Genomic DNA, 21,978 nt, shown 5'->3' with positions numbered 1-21,978 from the left:
CGTACCGGCGGCCGAACCGGAGATTCCGGGGGCGCCGTCGCTGCGGTTCGGGGGCCTCGTGCGCTGTCGCGAACGACCACCGGTCCACGGGCTACCAGGGTAACAGCGACGGCGGGAGGCTGCTTCCGGCCACACCCTGCACAAGGGCGTCACACCATCACCCCAGCCACTCCACGTCCCACTCGATCAGCTCAGAGATGTTGCGGAGACCGTCGCGCGGATCTTCGCGGCGCGTCGTATCCTGCTCAAACACTCGCTGCCGAGACGGCCGGGCGGCGGCGCCACCCAGGCCGCCCACCGGTACAGGACTCGTCGGATCTTCCCGGGTGAAAGACCCTACGACCCCCTTGACCCGCAGTAAGCGCCCTCTTACAGGGCGACATGGCCGTTCGACTGGAGACGCACGTGGCCGGGCGCATCGAGGATTACGCACTCATCGGAGACATGCAGACCGCAGCCCTGGTCTGCCGGGACGGCACAGCGGACTGGCTGTGCCTGCCCCGCTTCGACTCGCACGCCGTGTTCGCGGGGCTTCTGGGCACCGAGGAACACGGCTTCTGGCGCATGAGCCCCGCGAGAGCGGAAGGAACGGAGCCGGCCTTCGCCGACCGGCGGCGCTATCGCGGTGACTCCCTCGTCCTGGAATCGGAGTGGGACACACCGCGCGGCACCGTGCGGGTGACCGATTTCATGCCGCCGCGTGACGGCGCGCCGCAGCTCATCCGGATCGTGGAGGGTGTCAGCGGCCGGGTGCCGATGCGCTCGGAACTGCGGATGCGTTTCAGCTACGGCCGGGTGACGCCCTGGGTGCACAAGGTCGACAACCGCACGGTCGCCGTCGCCGGTCCGGACTCCGTCTGGCTGGACACCGAGGCGGAGACGTACGGCAAGAACCTGACCACCTACTCCGACTTCACCGTCGGCCCCGGCGAACGGGTGGCGTTCACGATCAGCTGGCAGCCCTCGCACCACGGGCCGCCCGCCCTCCCCGAACCCGAGGGGTCCCTGGAGGCGACCGAGCTGTTCTGGCGCGAATGGGTCGATCAGTGTACGTACCACGGGCCCTATCGGGAGGCGGTCGTCCGCTCCCTGATCACCCTGAAGGCCCTCACGTACGCGCCGACCGGCGGCATCGTCGCGGCCCCGACCACGTCGCTGCCCGAGGAGATCGGGGGCGTACGGAACTGGGACTACCGCTACACCTGGCTGCGGGACGCCGCGATCACCCTCTCCTCGCTGCTGCGCACCGGATACCGGGAGGAGGCCCGCGCCTGGCGCGAGTGGCTGCTGCGGGCGGTGGCGGGCGACCCGGAGAACCTCCAGATCATGTACGGCATCGCCGGCGAGCGCGAGCTCGGCGAGGCGGAGCTGGACTGGCTGCCCGGTTACGAGAACTCCGGCCCGGTCCGGGTCGGCAACGGCGCGGCCAACCAGCTCCAGCTCGATGTGTACGGCGAGGTCACCGAGGCGCTGCACCTGGCGCACATGACGGGGCTGACCCGCAACGACTACGCCATGGGCCTCCAGCTCAAGCTGATCGAGTATCTGGAGAAGCACTGGGAGGAGCCCGACGAGGGCATCTGGGAGGTGCGCGGGCCGCGCCGGCACTTCGTGCACTCGAAGGTGATGGCGTGGGTCGCGGTCGACCGGACGATCAAGCTGGTCGAGTCCGGGGACGTCGAAGGTCCGCTGGAGCGGTGGTACCAGCTCCGCGACGACATCCACCGGGACGTCTGCGACCGCGGCTACGACAAGGAGCGCAACACCTTCACCCAGTCCTACGGGTCGAAGGAGCTGGACGCCTCCCTGCTGCTCATTCCCCAGATGGGCTTCCTGCCGCCGGACGACAAGCGGGTCATCGGCACGATCGAGGCGATCCAGCGGGAGCTGTCCACGGAGGACGGCTTCATCCTGCGCTACCCGACGGAGGGCGAGAACGCGGGCGTCGACGGTCTGGCGGGCGACGAGGGCGCGTTCCTGGCCTGCTCGTTCTGGATGGCCGACGACCTCGCGATGATCGGCCGGGTCGACGAGGCGCGCCAGCTGTTCGAGAAGCTGCTGTCGCTCCGCAACGACCTGGGCCTGCTGGCCGAGGAGTGGGACTCCAACCTCCAGCGCCAGGTGGGGAACTTCCCGCAGGCGTTCAGCCACGTCCCGCTGATCGACACGGCTCTGCGGCTGACGGCGAGCGGCGCGTACGTCGGCTGAGCCGCTGTGGGATCCCAGATCCCGTGTCCTTTTCCCACCGGCGATGTCCACCGCGTGGCCAATAGGACATGGGGATGGGATTCATGCCTCGTGAGCGATTAGTTCCCCTCTTTGTGTACAGGACCGCCCCGGTCAGCGTCTACGTGCGCTGCCGGGGCAGGACCCGGGCGTTTGGCGGCCAGCGAGGCCGCCTCGGGAATCGCAGGGTTGGTGTCCGATGGGTACAGCGGTGGCCGTGCCGGTACGGCTGAGTGTCCGGCGTGGTGACGAGTCCGTGGTGGAGGACCTGGAGTGGCCGTCGGTGCCGCTCGGGCTGCTGCGGGAGGCTCAGCCGTGGCGGACGTTCCGCTGGTACAAGGGGCAGCAGCACTATTCGGGCACGTACTGGTCTGCCACCGTGGGCGACCACGTGATCTACGAGTCGCGGTTGGAGCTGGGGCGGCTGCTGTTCGCCGACTTCGCTCCGGAGGTGCGGCACATCGTCGCCCAGCCGTTCCTGCTCAAGGCCGACGTCGATGGCAAGGTCCGCAAGCACATCCCGGACTATCTGCTGCTGACGGACGACGGTCCGGTGGTCGTGGACGTCAAGCCGCGCCACCGGCTTGAGAAGCCGGAGGTCGCCTTCACGTTCGCGTGGACACGGGAGGCGGTCGCGTCACGCGGCTGGCGGTACGAGGTATGGAACGAGCCGGATCCGTACGTGCTGGAGAACGTCCGGTTCCTGGCCGGCTACCGCCGCGCCTGGTTGTTCGACCCTGACCTGGTGGCCACGCTGCGGGCCGCGGATCTGGACGGGATGCCGCTGGGCGATGCTTTCCGGCTGCTCCCGCAGTGTCCCCGGCCGCTGGTGAAGTCGGCGGTGCTGCACCTGCTGTGGTCTGGGCATGTGACGACCGCGCTGGACCGGTCGCTGAGCTCGCGGCACCTGCTCCGGAGGGCCTCATGAACGGGGCCGGAACAAGGCTCAGGATCGGGACGCACTTCCGGCTGGACGGCGAGACGGTCGAGGTCGTGGAGTTCGCCAGCCTGGCCACGGGCATGGAGGTCGTCCTCAAGGACGGGCGCGACCGGCTGACCCGGATGTCGCTACGTGAGCTGCTGACCTCGGACCGCGCCGAGCTGATCCACGACAGGGCGGGCCCATCTTCCACCGATGACGAGGACCTTGCGGCCGTGGTGCTGAACCGGCTGACCAAGGACGAGAAGAAGGACGTCCTGGAGCGAGCCGAGCATGTCCGGGAGATGTTGACGGGCTACCGCTCCGGCAGCGAGAACCTCCCACGGCCGGATGAGCCGCGCCCGCAGTACGCCCCTGGCCTGCCCATGCAGGTTCGGTATGAGGCCAAGGCGGCGGAACTGGGGGTGACGGAGCGGACGGTGCGCCGGTGGGCGCGGGCCTTCCGGGAGCTGGGCGAGGCCGGGCTGGTGCCGAAGACCGCGCGGGCGGACAGTGCGCTGGCCAACGCCGATCCGCGCTGGGTCGAGGCCGCGGAGGAGGTGCTGAAGGAGTACGAGGAGGAGTCACGGCCCTCGGTGAAGGTAGTCCTGGAAGAAGTCGAGGCCCGCGTCAGGACCAAGTTCAAGCTGGTCAAGGTGCCGGTGCCGCCGCGGACGACGGCCTATCGGTGGATGCAGGAACTGGAGCGGCGCCACCCAACGTTCCGGCTGAGTACCCAGCGCAACCGGGACATCGCCGACCGGCCGAAGGGGGTCTACGGGAAGCTGCGGCCCACGCGGCCGGGCGAGTACGTGTTGATGGACACCACGCGGCTGGACGTGTTCGCCCTCGACCCGGTGACGCTGCGGTGGATGCAGGCAGAGCTGACCGTCGCGATGGACTGGTACACCCGCTGCATCGTCGGTCTGCGGGTGACGCCGGTGTCGACGAAGGCCATCGACGCGGCGGCCGTCCTCTATCAGACATACCGTCCTCAGCAGGTTCCGGAGGGCTGGCCGAGGGATGCGGCCTGGCCTGAGCACGGCATTCCGCGTGGGGTGCTGGTTGAGGCAGAGGCCGTCCACGGGCCCGCCACCGGGGTCTGGGGCCCGAAGGTGGCGCCCGAGACGTTGATCGTCGACCACGGCAAGATCTACCTGTCGGCGCATCTGACCAGCGTCTGCCACCGGATGGGAATCTCCGTGCAGCCGGCGAGGCTGCGCACGGGCCGGGACAAGGGGCCGGTGGAACGGTACTTCCGAACCCTGCGGGAAGACCTGCTGCAGCGGCTGCCCGGCTACAAGGGACCGGACATCCACTCGCGCGGGCTGAACCCGGAGAAGGACGCCTTCTTCTTCCACCACGAGTTGGAGGCAATCATCCGGGAATGGACCGCGGTGACGTATCACCGCAGGCCACACGAGGGCCTCGTCGATCCGCACCTGCCGAAGGTGGAGCTGTCTCCGGCGGCGATGTTCGAGCACGGGCTCGCGCGGGCGGGCTACATCGAGGTGCCGCACGACCCGAACCTGGCTTACGAGTTCCTCGACGTCACGATGCGCACCGTGCAGCACTACGGCGTCGAGATCAACGGCCGCCGTTACAACGGCGATTGTCTCAACGGGCTCCGAGACATGGCTGGCTCCGGCATCGGCCTGGGCAAGCGGCGGCTGCCGTTCTTCGCCGACCCCGACGACGTCACCCGCATCCACTTCCGGGACCACGAACGCATCTGGCACCCGCTTCAATGGGAGCACGCGCCCGGCCTGGCCATGCCTCTGAGCGAGGAAGCCTTGCAGTTCGCCCGGCGCCTCGCGGCGAAGGAGTACGTCTATCCCGACGACCGGCTCGCCATCGCCCTACTGCTGAAGCGGTGGAACCTCGGGCTGGGCACTTCCCTGGTCGAACGTCGGATGGCGCTGCGGCTCTCCCGCGAACAGGTCGCCCTGGAACTTCCCGAGCAGCGGTCCGACGACGTCAGTTCGCTGCCATCGGTCGCCCGCGTGCTTTCCCTTCCCGAACAAACGGCACCGTCGGCGATCGGCGCCGTCCAGGACCCGGAGGCGGGCGATGACGACGCCGACAGCCTGGAGGAGCTGGAAGAGGAACTCAACTTTTACGCCACGGCCTTGAAGGACATCGATGACGATGAGTAAGCCAATCCGGGCCCAGGCCGAGGAAGTCGATCTGCGCTCTCGGCTGGATCACCTCACGCTGTCCCGCAAGGAAGGCTTCGGCCGCCTGGCCGAGGCCCCGCGCAGGAAGCGTCCGGAGCATCTGTCCTGCCGCCAGCTGAAGAAAATGGGCAAGGAAGCCCTTGCCGAATACAACCGCTGCCGCCGCAAGTGGCACGCGAACCTCGGCCCATTGGGCACCACGCAGATGAAGGCCCTGCATGAAGACCTCTGGGACATCTTCGACAGTAACGACCAGGACGGTGACAAGGTCAAAGGCGGCATCGCTCTTGATGCTTTTCCTGGGCTGGGCAAGACCACAGCCGTACTCTCCTTCGCCAAAAAGGTCCACCGTCGCATCATCCAAGAAGAAGGGAAATACACTGACGAGGGACACGAGCGGTGGCCGGTCTGCCGTGTCGGACTGACCAGCAACACCGGGATGCGCGACTTCAATCGTTCCATTCTGGAGTACTACGGACACCCCGGCCGTTTCCGCGGGACTGCCGCCGAGTTCGGCTACCGCGCTCTCGACTCAGTCCTATCGGCAGAAACAAAGCTTTTGATCGTGGACGATTTGCACTTCCTGAAGTGGCGGGACAAAAACGGGATCGAGGTCAGCAACCACTTCAAATATATTGCCAACGAATTCCCAGTCACGTTGTTGATGATCGGAGTCGGCCTGGAAAAGCGGGGCCTGTTCAGCGAAGGCTCAAGCTACGAGGACGCCGTTCTCGCTCAGACGGGACGTCGCACCACCCAGCTCAACATGGAGCCATTCGCCATCTCCTCCGAGAAGGGGCGCACCGACTGGCGCGACGCCCTTCTCGCCATCGAGGAGCGCGTCGTCCTCGCGGACAAATACCCGGGCATGATCGCGGACGATCTGTCCGACTATCTCTTCGCCCGCAGCACCGGACACATCGGCTCGCTCATGACGCTGATTAACCGTGGCTGCCAGAGAGCCCTACGCACCGGCGTCGAACGCCTGGACAAAGATCTGCTGGATGAGGTGAAAAACGACGCCGCATCCGAGCGGGCCCGCCAGGAACTCAAGCAGGCCCTCGACTCCGGCCGACTGGTCAGCCAGCCCAAGAAGGCGGCATGAGCGAGCTTCGAACCTTGTCGATCCGCGTCACACCGCTGCCAGGCGAGAGCATGGACAGCTGGCTGGAAGCTCTCGCCCGCCGCTGCTGGATGCCGGTGCCGTCGCTACTGTCAGCACTCCACCTGCCGCCGCCAGAACGCATCCACCAGTTCGTCACCAGCATGCCCGAACAGCATCTGCGAACCCTGGAGGAATGCCTCCAATTGCCTTCAGGCCGCCTCGACCAGACCGTCACCGCCGCGAATCTCTTCGGTCGTCGCGCGCCGAGCTGCCGGTTCTGCCCCCAGTGCCTAAACGAGACACAGGGGCGCTGGATACTGCGCTGGTGGCTGCCCTGGACCTTCGCTTGCACTCGCCATCATGCACTCCTGCATTTCCAGTGCCACCGGTGCCACCGGCCGCCACGTGAGTCAATCTCGGGGAAAGTGCCCTGGCAGCGGCCGGGAGAGTGCACACACAAGCCTCCGCAACGGAGAGGAAGTTGCGGCACCGACCTGAGATTCGCTCCACCCCTACCACTTTCCCCACAGCATCCCCTCCTCGGCGCCCAGGAGCAGCTCGACGCCATCCCCGTCCATGGGCATCGCTCCGTTGACCTAGTGTTCGCGGACGTGGATCGGCTGCTGACCGAGCTGACGTCCTCGTACTCGTCAGACGGCCTCAGCAGTACGGATGCCAAGGTCCGCAGAGCATGGGAGCGGATGCTCGACGACGTCACCAACCCTGTCACGGAGATCGGCAGGTGGCGTCTGAGGTCACGCACACGCACCTTCCTCACACCGCAGTTCCTGCACCGCGAGCACGAGGTCAGGAAGAGATCGCTGAGAGAAATCGCCAAGAGCTTCGACCTCCCCGAGCGCCTCGTTGTCCAACGGGCCAAAGCCCTCGGCATCAAGGTCCAGCCCGCAGGCACCCGCCCCCATCCATTCGATGACAACTGGCTACGCGAGCAGTACGTCGTCCAGCTGCGCAGTCTCGGAGACATCAGCCACGAAACCGGAGCCTGCACGGAAACCGTCACGCGTCGACTCACCAAGCTCGGGATTGCCAGACGCCCCGCCGGCTCCCGCAGCCGACGTGAAATGCTGGTGGAGCTCGACGATTCGGTGCACCACGACATCCGGGCAGCAGTCGAGGGCACTCTGCACGGCTGGGTCCGTCTCCGCCGATTCCAAATCAATATGGCCTTCCCTACCGTCTCGGCCACTGCCAACTATCTCAACGTGGAACACAGCGCCCTCAGCATGCAGTTCAGCCAGATGGAGCGAGCCATCGGCGGTGAACTCTTCCACCGGTCGACAGGGCACACACCGCAATGGCCCACTTCCCGGGGACTGTCGCTCCTCCAGCAGCTCGGCAAGAAGCAGGCACGCGAGCTAATGCACCAAGTGCTCGGCCGCAAGATGACTTCCATACCGGACCGCGAGGCCGTGTCCGCCGCGCAAACAGCATTCGGGGCCGAAAGCCGCACACTGACCGACCTCTGCGAATGTGGCCAGCCCCCGCCCCGAATCAACGTCCCCTTGTCACTGCTGCCCCTCACACTCCACCTCCTGTCCCATCCGGACCAGGAGGTCTACACCACACAGCTGCACACCAGCATCGGACTCCCGCTCAACACCATCTACAAGCAGCTTCGTCGCCTCGAAGCCTCCGGATGGCTGCTGAGCCGACGCGAGAGCGCAGCTGAACGACCTCATCGCGGCGGCCGCGGCCGCATCTACTACACCTTGACCGCAACTGCCCGCCTCGTCCCGCTCCAGGCCCTCCCCTCAGCTTCTTGAGGAAAATGACACGCGCATGGGACGTGACCGATGACACGACCATGGAATCGGACCAAGGAACCGCAGGTCACTGCGCACCTTAAGGACAAGGCTCACGGGAACCTACAGCCGCCGACGGCGAGGACGGCCGCCCCGGGCTCCCCGGGGCGGCCGTCGCGCGTTGTCAGGGGGCGGTGAGCGGTTCGGCCTCGTACGCCCGGTGGAGCAGTTCCAGGAACGGCGGGGCGGCCGGCAGCTCGACCGCGCCGATCCGGTGGACGGCCACGCCCGGCGTCCAGGAGTTCATGACGACCGCTCCGGCGAGGGCGGGCAGGTCATCGGGGGTGATCGCGACGGTCCGCTGTCCGACCCCGAGCCGGTCCAGCTGCCGGCGGACGATGCCCATGGTCGTCCCGGTCAGCAGGCCGGCCCGGGGCCACAGCACCGAGGCGCCGTCCCAGAAGGCCAGGTTCCAGATCGTCGCCTCGCTGAACCGGCCCTCCCCGTCCAGGAACGCGGCGTCGTCGAAGCCGTCGGCGACGGCCCTGCGGAGCAGATGCGTCTTGGCCGGCTCGCCGACGTGCTTGATGTGCGGCTGGAACCGGTCGTGCCGGACCGCCGCCAGGGCGAGCGGCCCGCCGGGGCCGGACGACGCCGGCCCGGTGCGCACGAGCAGCGCGGGATCGGCGTCGGCTGCGGTGAACTCGCCCGCCGGGGAGTACACCGTGGCCGTCAACGAGAGATCGGCCGGTCCGTCGCGGAGCGCCGTACGCAGACGTGAGCGCACCACGTCGTCCGGCACAGCCCGGCCGAACAGCTCCGCCGAAGCGGACCTGAGCCGCTCCAGGTGGAGGTCGAGGCCGCGGACCCGGCCTTCGCGGACCTGTACGGCGGTGAAGTGGGCGTGGCCCGCGAAGGCGAGCGGCGCGAGGTCGCCGGCGGTGGCCGTCCGGCCGTTCAGCTGCACGATGTACGGGGAATCCTGGTTCATGGTCCGGACGTTAGAGCCTGACACCAGTGACAAGGTCAAGAGGGAACGGAGCACGGGCACATGCTGATCGGGGAGTTGTCCCGGCGGACGGGCGTCAGCGCGCGGTCGCTGCGGTACTACGAGGCGCAGGGGCTGTTGTCGGCCGGGCGGGGCGCGAACGGCTATCGCGCCTACGGCGAGGAGGCGGTGGTGACCGTCACGCAGATCCGCGCGCTGCTCCGGGCGGGCCTGACCACCGAGGTGATCGCCCAGGTGCTGCCGTGTGCCCGGGGCGAGGGGCCCGTGTTCGACTGGTGCGCGGAGCTGCGGGAGATCCTCGGCGGGGAGCTGGCGGGGATGGACGACCGGATCGAGGCGCTGCGGCTGAACCGGGGCGCGCTCGCGGAGTTGCTGACGAATCCCTGACCGGCCCGGCCCGGTGCGGCGGCGCGTCCGCGCTCCTCCCCTGCGGTGCGCGCCCCGACCCCCGGGCGGTAGCGTCCTGAACAGGACGACCGCCCGATCGACGGGCGGGGTGCAAGGGAAGCGGGCCGGTACGTGGAGAGCCACAGCGGAATCACCGTGCAGCGGGCGCTGGAGCTGCCGGGGCTGCGCGCCGGGCTCCCGGAGGTGGTGGCCGGCGCCGACCGGCTGAACCGTACGGTGCGCTGGGTGCACGCGGGAGAGGTCCCGAACATCGCCTCCCTCCTCAAGGGCGGCGAACTGCTCCTGACCACCGGCCTCGGCCTGGGCGCCCGCCCCGCCGAACAGCGCGCCTTCGTCCGCCGCCTCGCCGACCGGGGTATCGCGGCCCTGGTGGTGGAGCTCGGCCCGCGCTTCGGCCGGCTGCCCGCCTCCATCGTGGACGCCGCCCGCGCGGCCGGGCTCCCGCTGGTCCAGCTGCACCGCGAGGTGCCGTTCGTCGCGGTGACCGAGGAGGTGCACACCGAGATCGTCAACGGGCACTACGCGCTGCTCCAGCAGGCGGAGGAGGTGCACCGGCGCGCCACCCGGGCACTGCTCGACGGCGGCGGGGTGCCGCAGGTCCTCGGGATCCTCGCCGACTTCACCGCCAACCCGGTCTTCCTGGAGACGCCCGACGGCCGGCTCCTGTACGCGGCGTCCACCGGGACCGGCCCGGTGGGCGCGGACCCGCTCCAGGTCTGGGAGGGCATGCGCGGCGACCGGGCGGCCCGGGAGAGCCCGCCGGCCGGTGCGGTGCTGGTGGACGTTCCCGGCGGCGGGCCCGAGACCGGTGCGGTACGGGCCCGGCTGGTGCTGCTCGCGGTGGCCGGGCCGCTGGCGACCGTGCACCGGATGGCGGCGGAGCGCGCGGCGGGCCTCCTCGCCGTCGTGCTGATGCAGGCCCGGCAGGAGGAGGAGCTGGCGGCCCGGGGCCGGGGCGACTTCCTGACCGATCTCGCGGAGGGCCGGATCGCCCCGGAGGACGCCCCCGCCCAGGCCCGGGTGCTCGGCTTCCGGCCCGGCGACACCCCGCTGCTCCCGGTGGTGATGCGGCTGGCCCCGGAGCTGTCCCCGTCGGGCAACTGGGCGGTGCTGGCCCGTGCGGTCCTGGAGGAGCTGGCCTCGGTCGGGGTGCCGGTGCTGCTCGGCGTACGGCCCGTGGAGGGGCGGGTTCCGCTGCTGGTCGGGCTGCGTTCGGAGGGCGAGCGCACCGCGGTCGCGGACCGGGTGGCGGCGGCGCTGCGGGCAGGGGTGGAGCGGGCGGGCCTCGACCGCGCCGGATCCCAGCCGCCGGTGGTCGTGGTCGGCGTCGCGGGCGGCTGGGCCACGGCGGGCGCGGGGCTGCGGCACGCGTCGGAAACGGCGACGGCCGCGCAGGGGCTGGACGACCGGCCCTGGTACGACGCCCGGCGCCTCGACATCGACCTGCTGCTGTGGCGGCTGCGGGACCATCCGGACCTGGCGGCGTTCGTGAACCGGGCGATCGGTCCGCTGCGCGAGCACGACCGCACCTCGCGCCCGCCGCTGCTCCCGACGCTCCAGGCGTATCTGGCGCACGCGGGCCGCAAGGCGGAGACCGCCCGCGAGCTGCACCTCAACCGCCAGACGCTCTACAACCGCCTGGCCCGGATCGGCGAGCTGCTGGGCACGGACCTGGACGACCCGCAGACGGTGCTGGCGCTGAGCCTGGCGCTGCGGGCCCGCCGCCACACGACCTGAGAGCAGGCCCTGGGGCCCGCCTCGTCAGCGCACCCGCCCCGCCGCCGGCGGCTGCGCCAACTCGTCGTAGACGCTGAGCACATGGGCGATCGTGTCGTCCTCGGTGGGCCAGCCGGCCGCCTGCACCCGCCCGGCCTCGGCGAGCCGGACGCGCTCCGCCGGGTCCCCGAGCAGCCTCACGACCGTACGGGCGAGGGCCTCGGCGTTGCCGTAGGGCACCAATTCGGCTGCCGCACCGACCAGTTCGGGCACGCCGCCGACCGCGGTGGCGACGAGCGGCACCCCCGCGCGCAGCGCCTCCTGCGCCAGAAGCGAGCGGCCCTCCCACCGGCTCGGCAGCAGGGCCAGGTCGGCGGCGGCGAGCAACTCCCCCACGCCGTCACGGCTTCCGATGAGAGTGACGGGCAACTCCTCGTCCCTGATCCGCCGTTGCAGAGCGCCCCGGTCGCGCCCCTCCCCCGCGATGACGAGCAGCGGCAGGGGGTCCAGACACCGCCAGACGCGGGCCGCGTCCAGCAGGACGTCGAAGCCGTGATGCGGTACGAGACTGCCGACGGCCATCAGCAACGGCCGGGCCACCGCCCCCAGTTCGGCCCGCGCCTTGCCCTCGTCGTCGACGCCGGCGGGGCGCGGATGCGGGTGCGGGACGGCCACGGGGGTGAACCGGGCATCGCGGGCGCCCCGCTCGCGGGCCCGGTCCACCAGGTCGGACGAAGGGGCGAGGACCACGGCCGCCGCCCGTGCGGCGCGCCGTTCCAGCAGGTGCAGGATCTGACGGCGGGCGCCTTCCGCGTACCGCCGCGTGTGCCAGGTCATCACCAGGGGCACGGCGCGGCCGCTCAGCGCGAGGGCGGTGCGGGCGGCCGCGTGGAGTCCATGCGCGTGGACGACGTCCGCACCCGCGCAGGCGGCCCGCAGCGCGGCGACGGCGGCCGGGTCGCTGCGCCGGGGCACCGGGAGGAACCGGGCCCCGGTCGCCGTGAAGTCGTAGGCGCGGTCCACCGCGGACGGGGCGCAGACGGTCACCCGCACCCCACGCGCCACCAGCCCGGCGGCCAGCGAACCGACGTGCGCGCTGCTGCCCGCACTGCCGCCGCCCAGGACTTGGACCGTACGCAGTTGTGACACGTTGATTGGCTCCCCGGGGCTCCGGAGTCGGCGGAAAGTACAGCGCCAAGGATGCCAGCCCGTACGCACGTTCCGGGACCGGCGTAACGTTGCTGCCGCACTCATGGCGACAACCGACCACACCGCACCACCCTCACGGGTGAATGCCGAGGCGCGAGGTTGTCGACATCCGCCGGCCGGAAGCACGTACGGGCGGGAGGAATCCCCCCGCCCGTACCCGTACGGCCGCCATGAGCGGCTATTCGGCGCGGGCCGTGGCCAGCAACTCCTCCGCGTGGGCGCGGGCCGTCTCGGAGTCCTCCTGGCCGGCCAGCATCCGCGACAGCTCCCGGACCCGGTCCTCGCCCTCCAGGACCGTGACACCGCTGCGGGTCACCGAGCCGTCCACGGTCTTCTCGACCAGCAGCTGCCGGTCGGCGAAGGCCGCCACCTGCGGCAGATGGGTCACGACCACCACCTGGGCGGACCGGGCGAGCTTGGCGAGCCGCCGGCCGACCTCGACGGCCGCCTTGCCGCCGACGCCCGCGTCGACCTCGTCGAAGAGATACGTCGGTACGGGGTCGGAACCCGCGAAGACGACCTCGACCGCGAGCATCACCCGGGACAGCTCACCACCCGAAGCGCCCTTGGCGATCGGCCGGGGCTGGGCACCCGGGTGCGGGGCGAGCAGCAGCTCGACCTCGTCCGCGCCCGAGGGGCCGTAGACGACGCTGCGCCCGCCGACGTCGATGCCGGACGCCTCGTCCGCCGCCTCGGTCTGCCGGATGGCGAAGGAGACCCGGGCGTGCGGCATGGCGAGCGAGGCCAGCTCGCCCGTCACCGCCTCGGCGAACCGGGCCGCCGCCTCCGTACGCGCATCGGTCAACGCCTGTCCGAGCACGGAGAGTTCGGCCCGCAACCCGTCGCGCTCCGCGGTCAGTTCACCGATGCGCTCGTCGTCGCCCTCCAGCTCGGTGAGACGGCCCGCGCCCTCCTGGGCCCAGGCGAGCACGGCCGTGATGTCCGTGCCGTACTTCCGGGTCAGCGTGGTCAGCGCGGCCCGGCGCTCCTCCACGGCGGACAGCCGCAGCGGGTCGGCCTCCAGCTGGTCGGCGTACCCGGCCAGCTCGCCGGAGACATCGGCGAGCAGGATGGAGATCTCCCCGATCCGGTCGGCCAGCGCGGCCAGCGCCGGGTCATGGGCCCGGACCCCGTCCAGGGCCTGCCCGGCGGCGGCGACGACCGTCGTCGCGTCGACGCCCTCCGGATCCTCCGGGTTCCCCGCCAGCGCGGTGTGCGCGAGGGCGGCCGCGGAGGCGAGCGCCTCGGCGTGCCCGAGCCGCTCCGCCTCGGCGGCCAGCTCGACGTCCTCACCCGGCAACGGTTCGACGGCGGCGACCTCGTTCAGACCGAAGCGCAGCAGATCCGCCTCCTGGGCCCGCTCCCGGGCCCGGGTGGTCAGCTCCTCCAAGGTCGCGGCGACGCTCCGCAGCCGCCGGTAGGCCTCCGTGTACGCGGCGTGCGGGACCGCCACACCGTCCCCGGCGTACCGGTCGAGCGCCCCCCGCTGCCGGGCGGGCTTGAGCAGACCCTGCTGGTCGGTCTGGCCGTGCACGGCGACGAGTTCGTCCGCCAGCTCGGTCAGGACCCCCACCGGCACGGATCTGCCGCCGAGATGGGCCCGTGACCGTCCTTCCGCCGAAACCGTACGGCTGATGAGCAGCGCGCCGTCGTCGAGTTCCGCCCCGGCCTCCTCGGCCCGCAGCGCCGCCGCGTCGCCCTCGGACACCGTGATCCTGCCCTCGACGACCGCGGCCTTGGCCCCGACCCGTACGAGAGCGGGGTCCGCGCGCCCGCCGAGCAGCAGCCCGAGGCTCGTGACGACCATGGTCTTGCCCGCGCCGGTCTCACCCGTGACCGCGGTGAAACCGGGTGACAGCTCCACCACCGCGTCGTCGATGACTCCGAGCGACCGTATCCGCATCTCCTCCAACACGGACATGACCTTACGAGGTCCCGGGCCGGGCGCGCGACGGCCCCCGCTCCCGGATTCACTCTCCCGAGGGTCGCGGGGGCCGTGGGGCGTCCTCGGAACCCTCAGTGGGGCGCGCCCCGCCAGCCCGAGACGGGCAGCGCGAACTTCGCCACCAGCCGGTCGGTGAACGAGGCCTGGTGCAGCCGCGCCAGCCGTACGGGCACCGCACCGCGCCGCACCTCGACCCGCGCCCCGGCGGGCAGCTCCACGGTCCGCCGCCCGTCGCACCACAGCACCCCGTGCGGGGTGTGCGGCTGGACCTCGACCGCGAGCACGGACGTGGGCGAGGTCACCAGCGGCTTGGCGAACAGCGCGTGGGCGCTGATCGGGACCATCAGCAGCGCCTCGACCTCGGGCCAGACGACGGGCCCGCCCGCCGAGAAGGCGTACGCGGTCGAACCGGTCGGGGTCGCGCAGACGATCCCGTCGCAGCCGAACCCGGTGACCGGACGGCCGTCGATCTCCAGGACCACTTCGAGCATCCGCTCGGGCGACACCTTCTGCACGGCCGCCTCGTTGAGCGCCCAGTCGGTGTGCACGACGTCGCCGTTGCTGTGCACGACGACGTCGATCGTCATCCGCTCCTCGACCTCGTAGTCGCGGGTGACGACCCGGGAGACCACCTGGTCGAGGTCGTCGCGCTCGGCCTCGGCGAGGAAGCCGACGCGTCCCAGGTTGACACCGAGCATCGGCACCCCGGAGGCACGGGAGAACTCCGCGCCGCGCAACAGGGTGCCGTCACCGCCGAGGACGATCAGCAGCTCGCAGCCGTCCACGGCGGAGGGGCTGGTGTCGGTGACCGTCTCCACGGTGTCCGGCAGCGGCAGATCGGCCGCCTCGGTCGCCGAGACCCGTACGCCCAGCCCGTTGCGCAGCAGCCCCTGCACGACGAGCTCCGCGCTGCGGATCGCGGCCGGCCGGCCGGTGTGCGCCAAAAGGAAGACAGTTCGTGCCGCATTCGTCGTCAACGAGGCCCCTCCGCCACTGCACGGTCGACATCCGCGGGATCCAGCTCAGGTGCGCCGGCCCGCAGCCACAGAAAGTACTCGACGTTCCCCGACGGGCCGGGCAGCGGACTGGCCGTCACCCCCCGTACACCGAGACCGAGCCCCCAGGCCCGGCGCGCCACTTCGCGCACGGCTTCGGCGCGCAGCTCCGGGCTCCGCACCACTCCGCCGCTGCCGAGCCGCTCCTTGCCCACCTCGAACTGCGGCTTGACCATGAGGACCAGGTCCGCGTCGGGCCCGGCACACCGGGCGAGGGCGGGCAGCACGAGGCCCAGCGGGATGAAGGACAGATCTCCCACCACCAGGTCGACCGGCTCCCCGTCGATGGCCTCCAAGGTCAACTCCCGCACGTTGGTACGGTCCTTGACGACGACCCGTTCATCGGACTGCAGCGACCACGCGAGCTGCCCGTAGCCGACGTCGACGGCGACGACCTGCCGGGCCCCGGCCCGCAGCAGCACGTCGGTGAACCCGCCGGTCGACGCCCCGGCGTCCAGCGCCCGCCGCCCCTGAACGGTCAGCCCGAGCGGCCCGAAGGCGGCGAGCGCCCCGGCCAGCTTGTGGCCGCCGCGCGAGACGTAGTCCGGGTCGCCGTCGTCCTTGGTGACGACGATCGCGGCGGCCGTCTCGACCTGGGTGGCGGGTTTGGTCGCGGTGGTGCGGCCCACGGTGACGCGCCCCGCGGCGATCAGCTGGCTCGCGTGCTCGCGCGAGCGGGCGAGCTTGCGGCGTACCAGCTCGGCGTCGAGGCGGCGACGTGCCACTCCTGCCACGTTCGGTTCAGCTCCTGTTGTCGTGATGCGTGTCGTGCGGTCGGTGCGAGGGCGTGGGTACGGGACCGGGTACGGCGGCCGGACGGGTGTCCAGCGAGGTCAGCTCGGACCGCAGCCCACGGTGTACATCCTCGTACACCTCGATGTGCCCGTCCGCCGGGAGGTGGTCCGCATCGGCCAGGCGCTCCAGCCGGGCGTCCACCGCACCATGGCCGGTGGGGGTGCGCACGACCCCCAGGGGTACGGGCTCGGCGGGCGTACTCACGGGCGGTGTCCCCGCCTCCGGCGTCCAGTCGCTCATGCCGAAACGCTACATCGACGGGCCGGTGTACCGTCGAGCACGATGGCGACCATGGCTGAGTGCCGCAGCGCACTGACAAGACTCTCCGACAACCTCGCAGCCGCCGAGGGCGACGTGCGCGGCGCAGCCGCCCTCGACCGCTCGCTGAGCTGTCACATCAAGGACCTCGACGTCACGTTCACCGGCAGGCTGGCCGACGGCCGGATCCAGGTGCGGGACACGGTCGAGGGGCCGCCCCGGGAGAAGGCCGAGATCAGGCTCGCGATGACGGGCGACGACCTGGTGGCGCTGGTGGACGGCGACCTGAACTTCGCGAAGGCGTGGGGCTCGGGCCGCGTACGCCTGGAGGCGGGCTTCCGCGACCTGCTGAAACTGAGATCGCTGCTGTAGACCGCGCCATCAAGGACGAGTGGCCGCACATTCATGCCTGTCCCAGCCGCGCCATCAAGGACGAGCGGCCGCAGTTCAAGCCCGTCCGGCGATTGAGGACGAAGCGCCCACCGGGGCGCACCCCGCACCCATCGCCGTACCCCCGGCCCACCCCTACGCGGCGGGGACCTTCCGAGCCTTACGGGCGGCGGGCACCACCAGCGGCGTACCCGTCTCCGGATCGTCGATCACCTGGCACCGCATCCCGAACACCCGCTCCACCAACGCCGCGTCGACCACCTCCGAGGGCGGTCCCTCCGCGACGATGTCCCCGTCCCGCATCGCGATGAGATGCGTGGCGTACCGCGCCGCGTGGTTCAGGTCGTGGAGCACCGCGACCAACGTGCGGCCCTGCGTCTCGTGCAGCTCCGCGCACAGGTCGAGGACATCGATCTGGTGCTGGATGTCGAGGTACGTCGTCGGCTCGTCGAGCAGCAGCAGCGGCGTCTGCTGGGCCAGCGCCATGGCGATCCAGACCCGCTGGCGCTGACCACCGGACAGTTCGTCGACATAGCGATCGGCCAGCTCGGCGACGCCGGTGGACTCCATGGACTCGTCGACGACCCGCTCGTCCTCCGGCGACCACTGCCGCAGCAGCCCCTGGTGGGGGTACCGGCCGCGGGCGACGAGGTCGGCGACGGTGATCCCGTCGGGGGCTATGGAGGACTGCGGCAGCAGGCCCAGCGTCCGGGCGACCTTCTTCGCCGGCAACTGGTGGATGGTCTGCCCGTCCAGCAGCACCTGCCCCCGGCTCGGCTTCAGCATCCGGGCGAGGGCACGCAGCAGGGTCGACTTGCCGCAGGCGTTGGGACCGACGATCACGGTGAAGGAGTTGTCGGGAATCTCCACCGAGAGGTTCTCGGTGATGACCCGCTGGTCGTAGCCGAGGGTCACCGATTCCGCGGTGAGGCGCTGCATGGTCGTACTCCCGGAGTCGGTGAGGTGGAGCGGCACGGCGCGGGGCACGGGCAGACCACCGAGCAGCACCAGGTTAGGTTAACCTATCTTCCTCTTCACGCCGCTGGTCCCGGCCGCCGCCCCACACGCTCGACGCCGTCGCGTGCCAAGGGCGTCGGGCGGCGCCGGGGCCCGGTACGCGGGTGGCACCCGGGGGCGGTCCGCCGGGCTGCGCCGAGGGTCGGTTCAGAGCCCGAGCCCGGCGAGGGCCTTCCCCGTCTCCAGCTCGCACACACCCGGACCGGCGAAGGTCCAGGCCGCCGCGCAGAGCGCCCGCAGCCCGTCGAGCGCCTCGCCCTCGCCCTCCAGCGCAAGCCGGCCCCCGCGCACGGCAGCCGTCCAGCCCCCGCACCGGTACGTGTCACCGGCGGGCGTCACCTCGGGCTGCCCGGTCAGCAGCCCCCGCAGGTCCCGGTCCACATAGGTCGGGCGGTGCTGCGGCGGCGCGGCCAGCAGCTGCGCCGCGTCGGTCACCCCGGTCAGCACCAGCAGCGAGTCCACGCCCCCGTTGAACGCGCCCTCGATGTCCGTGTCCAGCCGGTCCCCGACGACGATCGGCCGCTTCGCCCCGGTCCGCAGCACGGTCTCGCGGTGCATCGGCGGCAACGGCTTCCCGGCGACCTGCGGCTCGGCCCCGGTGGCGATCCGTACGACCTCGACCGCGGCCCCGTTGCCGGGCGCGATGCCCCGGGCGCCCGGGATGGTCAGGTCGGTGTTGGACGCGAACCACGGCAGCCCGCGCCGGATCGCGTAGCTCGCCTCGGCGAACCGCCCCCACGCCATGTCCGGTCCGCCGTAGCCCTGGACCACCGCCGCCGGGTCGTCGTCCGCCGACTCCACCGGCACCAGCCCGCGCTCGCGCAGCGCGACCCGCAGCCCTTCGCCGCCGATCGCCAGCACCCGTACCCCGGGCGGCAGTTGATCGGCGACCAGCCGGGCGACGGCCTGGGCGGAAGTGATCACGTCGGAGGGTTCGGCGGGCACCCCGAGCTCCGTCAGGTGCTCCGCCACCGCGTCCGGCGTGCGCAGCGCGTTGTTGGTGACGTACGCGAGGTGCATGCCCCCGGCCCGCGCCCGGGCCAGCGATTCCACGGCGTGGCCGATGGCCTCGCCGCCCGCGTACACGACCCCGTCGAGGTCGAGGAGAGCCGTGTCGTACGCCTCGCTCAGCGCCGTACTGCTCCCCGACGGCCGGGACCTGTCCTGCTGGTGGCTCATATGACTCGCTCCTCTTTCACGCGTTCCGCCCCGATCATCGCGTACGCCCTCTGCACACATACGATGCCCTGATGAACACTTCAGGTCCCGTCGACCAGGGGCTGCGGCTTTTCCCGTTCCGCGGACTGCGTTACGTCCCCGAGCGGGTCGGCAGCCTTGCCGCCGTGACCTCGCCCCCGTACGACGTGGTCGTCAGGCCCGACGGGCTGCACCACCTGGAGTCCGCGGATCCGCACAACATCGTGCGCCTCATCCTCCCCCAGGCCGACACCGCCCGGGACCGGCACCGGCAGGCGGCCGCCACACTGGACCGCTGGCTGGCCGAGGGTGTCATCGCCCCGGACCCGGACCCCGTGCTGTACGTCTACGAGCAGCGGAACGACGAGATCCTCCAGCGGGGCCTGATCGGCGCCCTGGCCCTCTCCCCCGCCTCCGCGGGCATCGTGCTGCCCCACGAGGACGTCATGGACGACGTCGTCGCGGACCGCGCGGAGCTGATGCGTACGACAGGGGCCCATCTGGAGCCGCTCCTGCTGACCTACCGCGGCGAGTCGGGCGCACCGACCGGGGCGGCAGCGGTGATCGAGCGCACGGTCCTGCGGGAACCGCTGCTCGCCACCACGACGGAGGACGGCTTCCGGCACCGTCTCTGGGCCGTGACGGACCCGGCCGAACGGAGCGAGATCGCGTCGGACCTCGCCCGGCACCAGGCGCTCATCGCGGACGGCCACCACCGTTGGGCCACCTATCTCCGGCTCCAGCGGGAACAGACCGCGCCCGGGCCGTGGGACCACGGCCTCGTCCTCCTCGTCGACACGGCCCGCCACCCCCTCCAGGTCCGCGCCATCCACCGGCTGCTGCGGGGCCTGCCGGTCTCCCGGGCCCTGAAGGCGCTGACCGGCCTCTTCCGCGTCCGCCCGGTCGAGGGACCGCTCCCCCGGGCCCTCGACGCACTGGCCGGAGCGGCCGCCGGGGGCAACGCGTTCCTCCTCGCCGGCGACGGCGGCTTCCACCTGGTGGACCGCCCCGACCCGGCCCTGCTGGCCCGCACCATTCGGACGGACCGCCCCGACGCCTGGCGGACCCTGGACGCGACGGTCCTGCACTCCGCGCTGCTCGACGACGTGTGGCAGATCCCGGACGCACCGGAGCACATCGGCTACATCCACGACACCGCGGCAGCCGTCGAGCAGGCGGAACGCCTCGACGCCACGGCGGTCCTGATGCATCCCGTACGCGAAGAGGTCGTCCGGGACCTGGCCCGGCAGGGCGTCACCATGCCCCGCAAGTCGACGTCGTTCGGCCCGAAGCCGGCCACGGGCCTGGTCATGCGAAGCCTCGCCCTCGACTGATCCGCAGAGCTGCCCGCAGACCGTCGGACCGGTACGGAACGTGAGGAGGGGCGGCACTCCGGTCGGAGTGCCGCCCCTCCTCACCAGCTGCTAAGCCTTGACCGAACCGTCGCCGGCACCGTCCTGGTCCTCGTCCTGCTCGTCATCGAGGTCGGCGTCGTCACGCATGTCGTCCTCGTGGTCGAGGTCTCCGGACGCGACCTCGTCGGCCGCGTCCGCCTCAGCCGTCTCGTCGTCACCGAGGACGTCGACGAACTCCACGCCGTCGAGCGCGGCGAGCCGGTCCGACGCATCCGTGGACCCGTCCTTGTCGGCCTCCAGCGCCTTCCCGAACCACTCCCGCGCCTCGTCCTCGCGCCCCGCCTCCAGCAGGGCGTCCGCGTACGCGTAGCGAAGTCGCGGCGTCCACGGCTGCACCGAGTTGGACGCGAGCTCGGGGCTCTGGAGGGTCACGATGGCGGCGTCGATCTGGCCCATGTCACGGCGTGCCCCGGCGGCCACCAGTCGCATCTCGACCTGTCCGGCCTTGTCCAGCTTCTGCACCTCGGGCTCGCCGGCCATGGCCATCGCCCGCTCGGGACGCCCGAGTCCACGCTCGCAGTCCGCCATGACGGGCCACAGGTCCACAGACCCGGTCATCCGCCGGGACGCCCGGAACTCGGCGAGCGCCTCGGCGTACTTCTGCGTCGCGTACGCCGCGAACCCGGCCGCCTCACGCACGGCGGCGACGCGGGAAGCGAGCCGAAGGGCGATACGGGCGTACGCGTACGCCTCCTCGGGGTCCTCGTCGATCAGCCGGGCCACCATGACCAGGTTGCGCGCGACATCCTCGGCAAGGGTCTTCGGCAGGCTCATGAGCTCCTGGCGTACGTCCTTGTCGATCTCGTCGCCCGTGACGTCGTCCGGAATCGGCAGCCGCTTGATCGGCTCACGATCGCGGTCGCCGCCGCGGTCATCGCGTCCCCGGAAACCACCACGGTCCCGGTCGTCGCGCTGACCGCCGCGGTATCCGCCCCGGTCCCTGTCACCGCCACGGTTGTCGTCGCGGCGGAAGCCACCGCCGGAGGGCCGGTCGTCGTCACGACGGGGACCACGCGGCCGGTCGTCACGGCGCTCGAAGCCACCGCTCGGACGGCCACCACGGTCATCACGCTGCGGACCGCCCCGGTACCCACCACGGTCGTCATCACGACGAGGCCCACGATCACGGTCCCCACCACGATTGTCATCGCGACGGAAACCACCACCGGAAGGCCGACTGTCGTCACGCCGGAAACCACCACCGCCGGACCCCCCACCACGATTGTCATCGCGGCGGAAGCCGCCACCGGAGGGCCGGTCGTCGTCACGACGGGGACCACGCGGCCGGTCGTCACGACGCTCGAAGCCACCGCTCGGACGGCCACCACGGTCATCACGCTGCGGACCGCCCCGGTACCCACCACGGTCGTCATC

The 21,978-nt window shown here is 71.2% G+C and carries 19 protein-coding genes; 9 read left to right on the top strand and 10 right to left on the bottom strand.

Annotated elements, in window-relative coordinates:
- Positions 1 to 405 precede the first annotated feature (405 nt).
- From ACIQRW_RS22335 to ACIQRW_RS22315, 5 genes are all read left to right on the top strand, one after another.
- Positions 406 to 2,208, top strand: coding sequence for a glycoside hydrolase family 15 protein (locus ACIQRW_RS22335; protein ID WP_403763593.1), 1,803 nt, complete (start codon positions 406 to 408; stop codon positions 2,206 to 2,208).
- Positions 2,209 to 2,425: 217 nt separating this feature from the next.
- Positions 2,426 to 3,154 carry a TnsA-like heteromeric transposase endonuclease subunit gene (locus ACIQRW_RS22330; protein ID WP_403763032.1) on the top strand — a complete coding sequence of 243 codons (729 nt, stop codon included), beginning with the start codon at positions 2,426 to 2,428 and terminating at the stop codon, positions 3,152 to 3,154.
- A gap of 92 nt (positions 3,155 to 3,246) precedes the next feature.
- Positions 3,247 to 5,301, top strand: a complete 2,055-nt coding sequence (locus ACIQRW_RS22325; RefSeq protein ID WP_403763029.1) for a helix-turn-helix domain-containing protein — start codon at positions 3,247 to 3,249, stop codon at positions 5,299 to 5,301.
- Positions 5,294 to 6,427: an AAA family ATPase gene (locus ACIQRW_RS22320; protein WP_403763027.1), complete on the top strand. Its 1,134-nt coding sequence runs from the start codon at positions 5,294 to 5,296 to the stop codon at positions 6,425 to 6,427. The genes ACIQRW_RS22325 and ACIQRW_RS22320 overlap by 8 nt, the downstream gene beginning before the upstream one ends.
- Positions 6,424 to 8,211, top strand: coding sequence for a TniQ family protein (locus ACIQRW_RS22315; RefSeq protein ID WP_403763024.1), 1,788 nt, complete (start codon positions 6,424 to 6,426; stop codon positions 8,209 to 8,211). Before ACIQRW_RS22320 ends, ACIQRW_RS22315 begins: the two co-directional genes overlap by 4 nt.
- 163 nt (positions 8,212 to 8,374) lie before the next feature.
- Here ACIQRW_RS22315 and ACIQRW_RS22310 read toward each other — a convergent pair whose 3' ends face one another.
- Complete coding sequence (locus tag ACIQRW_RS22310) at positions 8,375 to 9,181, bottom strand: aminotransferase class IV family protein (RefSeq protein ID WP_403763021.1); 807 nt, start codon at positions 9,179 to 9,181, stop codon at positions 8,375 to 8,377.
- Positions 9,182 to 9,241: 60 nt separating this feature from the next.
- On the opposite strand from ACIQRW_RS22310, the gene ACIQRW_RS22305 reads away from it, so the two are divergent.
- Together ACIQRW_RS22305 and ACIQRW_RS22300 are read left to right on the top strand one after the other, a co-directional pair.
- A complete protein-coding gene (locus tag ACIQRW_RS22305; protein ID WP_403763018.1) occupies positions 9,242 to 9,586 on the top strand; it encodes a MerR family transcriptional regulator in 345 nt (114 codons plus the stop codon).
- Between the two features lie 132 nt (positions 9,587 to 9,718).
- Complete coding sequence (locus ACIQRW_RS22300) at positions 9,719 to 11,344, top strand: PucR family transcriptional regulator (protein ID WP_403763015.1); 1,626 nt, start codon at positions 9,719 to 9,721, stop codon at positions 11,342 to 11,344.
- A 24-nt stretch (positions 11,345 to 11,368) separates the two neighbouring features.
- Here ACIQRW_RS22300 and ACIQRW_RS22295 read toward each other — a convergent pair whose 3' ends face one another.
- From ACIQRW_RS22295 to ACIQRW_RS22275, 5 genes are all read right to left on the bottom strand, one after another.
- Positions 11,369 to 12,472 carry a glycosyltransferase family 4 protein gene (locus ACIQRW_RS22295; protein ID WP_403763013.1) on the bottom strand — a complete coding sequence of 368 codons (1,104 nt, stop codon included), beginning with the start codon at positions 12,470 to 12,472 and terminating at the stop codon, positions 11,369 to 11,371.
- Positions 12,473 to 12,710: 238 nt separating this feature from the next.
- Positions 12,711 to 14,453, bottom strand: coding sequence for a DNA repair protein RecN (recN, locus tag ACIQRW_RS22290; RefSeq protein WP_403763010.1), 1,743 nt, complete (start codon positions 14,451 to 14,453; stop codon positions 12,711 to 12,713).
- Positions 14,454 to 14,548: 95 nt separating this feature from the next.
- Complete coding sequence (locus ACIQRW_RS22285) at positions 14,549 to 15,454, bottom strand: NAD kinase (protein WP_265604042.1); 906 nt, start codon at positions 15,452 to 15,454, stop codon at positions 14,549 to 14,551.
- Entirely contained in the window at positions 15,451 to 16,266 is an 816-nt protein-coding gene (locus ACIQRW_RS22280; protein WP_398604522.1) for a TlyA family RNA methyltransferase, read from the bottom strand. The genes ACIQRW_RS22285 and ACIQRW_RS22280 overlap by 4 nt, the downstream gene beginning before the upstream one ends.
- Before the next feature lie 7 nt (positions 16,267 to 16,273).
- Positions 16,274 to 16,567, bottom strand: a complete 294-nt coding sequence (locus ACIQRW_RS22275) for a hypothetical protein (RefSeq protein ID WP_403763006.1) — start codon at positions 16,565 to 16,567, stop codon at positions 16,274 to 16,276.
- 42 nt (positions 16,568 to 16,609) lie between these two features.
- On the opposite strand from ACIQRW_RS22275, the gene ACIQRW_RS22270 reads away from it, so the two are divergent.
- Positions 16,610 to 16,957, top strand: coding sequence for an SCP2 sterol-binding domain-containing protein (locus tag ACIQRW_RS22270; RefSeq protein WP_398067232.1), 348 nt, complete (start codon positions 16,610 to 16,612; stop codon positions 16,955 to 16,957).
- Positions 16,958 to 17,110: 153 nt separating this feature from the next.
- On the opposite strand, the gene ACIQRW_RS22265 is transcribed toward ACIQRW_RS22270, so the two are convergent.
- Together ACIQRW_RS22265 and ACIQRW_RS22260 are read right to left on the bottom strand one after the other, a co-directional pair.
- The gene (locus ACIQRW_RS22265; RefSeq protein ID WP_403763590.1) at positions 17,111 to 17,914 is read right to left on the bottom strand and encodes an ABC transporter ATP-binding protein; all 804 of its coding nucleotides are present in this window, start codon (positions 17,912 to 17,914) and stop codon (positions 17,111 to 17,113) included.
- A gap of 225 nt (positions 17,915 to 18,139) precedes the next feature.
- The gene (locus ACIQRW_RS22260) at positions 18,140 to 19,171 is read right to left on the bottom strand and encodes an HAD-IIA family hydrolase (RefSeq protein WP_403763003.1); all 1,032 of its coding nucleotides are present in this window, start codon (positions 19,169 to 19,171) and stop codon (positions 18,140 to 18,142) included.
- A gap of 71 nt (positions 19,172 to 19,242) precedes the next feature.
- Between ACIQRW_RS22260 and ACIQRW_RS22255 the strand changes: the two genes are divergently transcribed.
- A complete protein-coding gene (locus tag ACIQRW_RS22255; RefSeq protein ID WP_403763000.1) occupies positions 19,243 to 20,523 on the top strand; it encodes a DUF1015 family protein in 1,281 nt (426 codons plus the stop codon).
- A gap of 90 nt (positions 20,524 to 20,613) precedes the next feature.
- Here ACIQRW_RS22255 and ACIQRW_RS22250 read toward each other — a convergent pair whose 3' ends face one another.
- Positions 20,614 to 21,378 (bottom strand): tetratricopeptide repeat protein, encoded by a 765-nt coding sequence (locus ACIQRW_RS22250; protein ID WP_403762997.1) that lies wholly within the window; start codon positions 21,376 to 21,378, stop codon positions 20,614 to 20,616.
- Positions 21,375 to 21,941, bottom strand: coding sequence for a hypothetical protein (locus ACIQRW_RS22245; protein ID WP_403762994.1), 567 nt, complete (start codon positions 21,939 to 21,941; stop codon positions 21,375 to 21,377). The genes ACIQRW_RS22250 and ACIQRW_RS22245 overlap by 4 nt, the downstream gene beginning before the upstream one ends.
- Positions 21,942 to 21,978 lie beyond the last annotated feature (37 nt).

It is taken from the genome of Streptomyces sp. NPDC091287 (assembly GCF_044768525.1).
Classification (GTDB): domain Bacteria; phylum Actinomycetota; class Actinomycetes; order Streptomycetales; family Streptomycetaceae; genus Streptomyces.
This window is presented reverse-complemented; position numbering and strand designations above follow the sequence as displayed.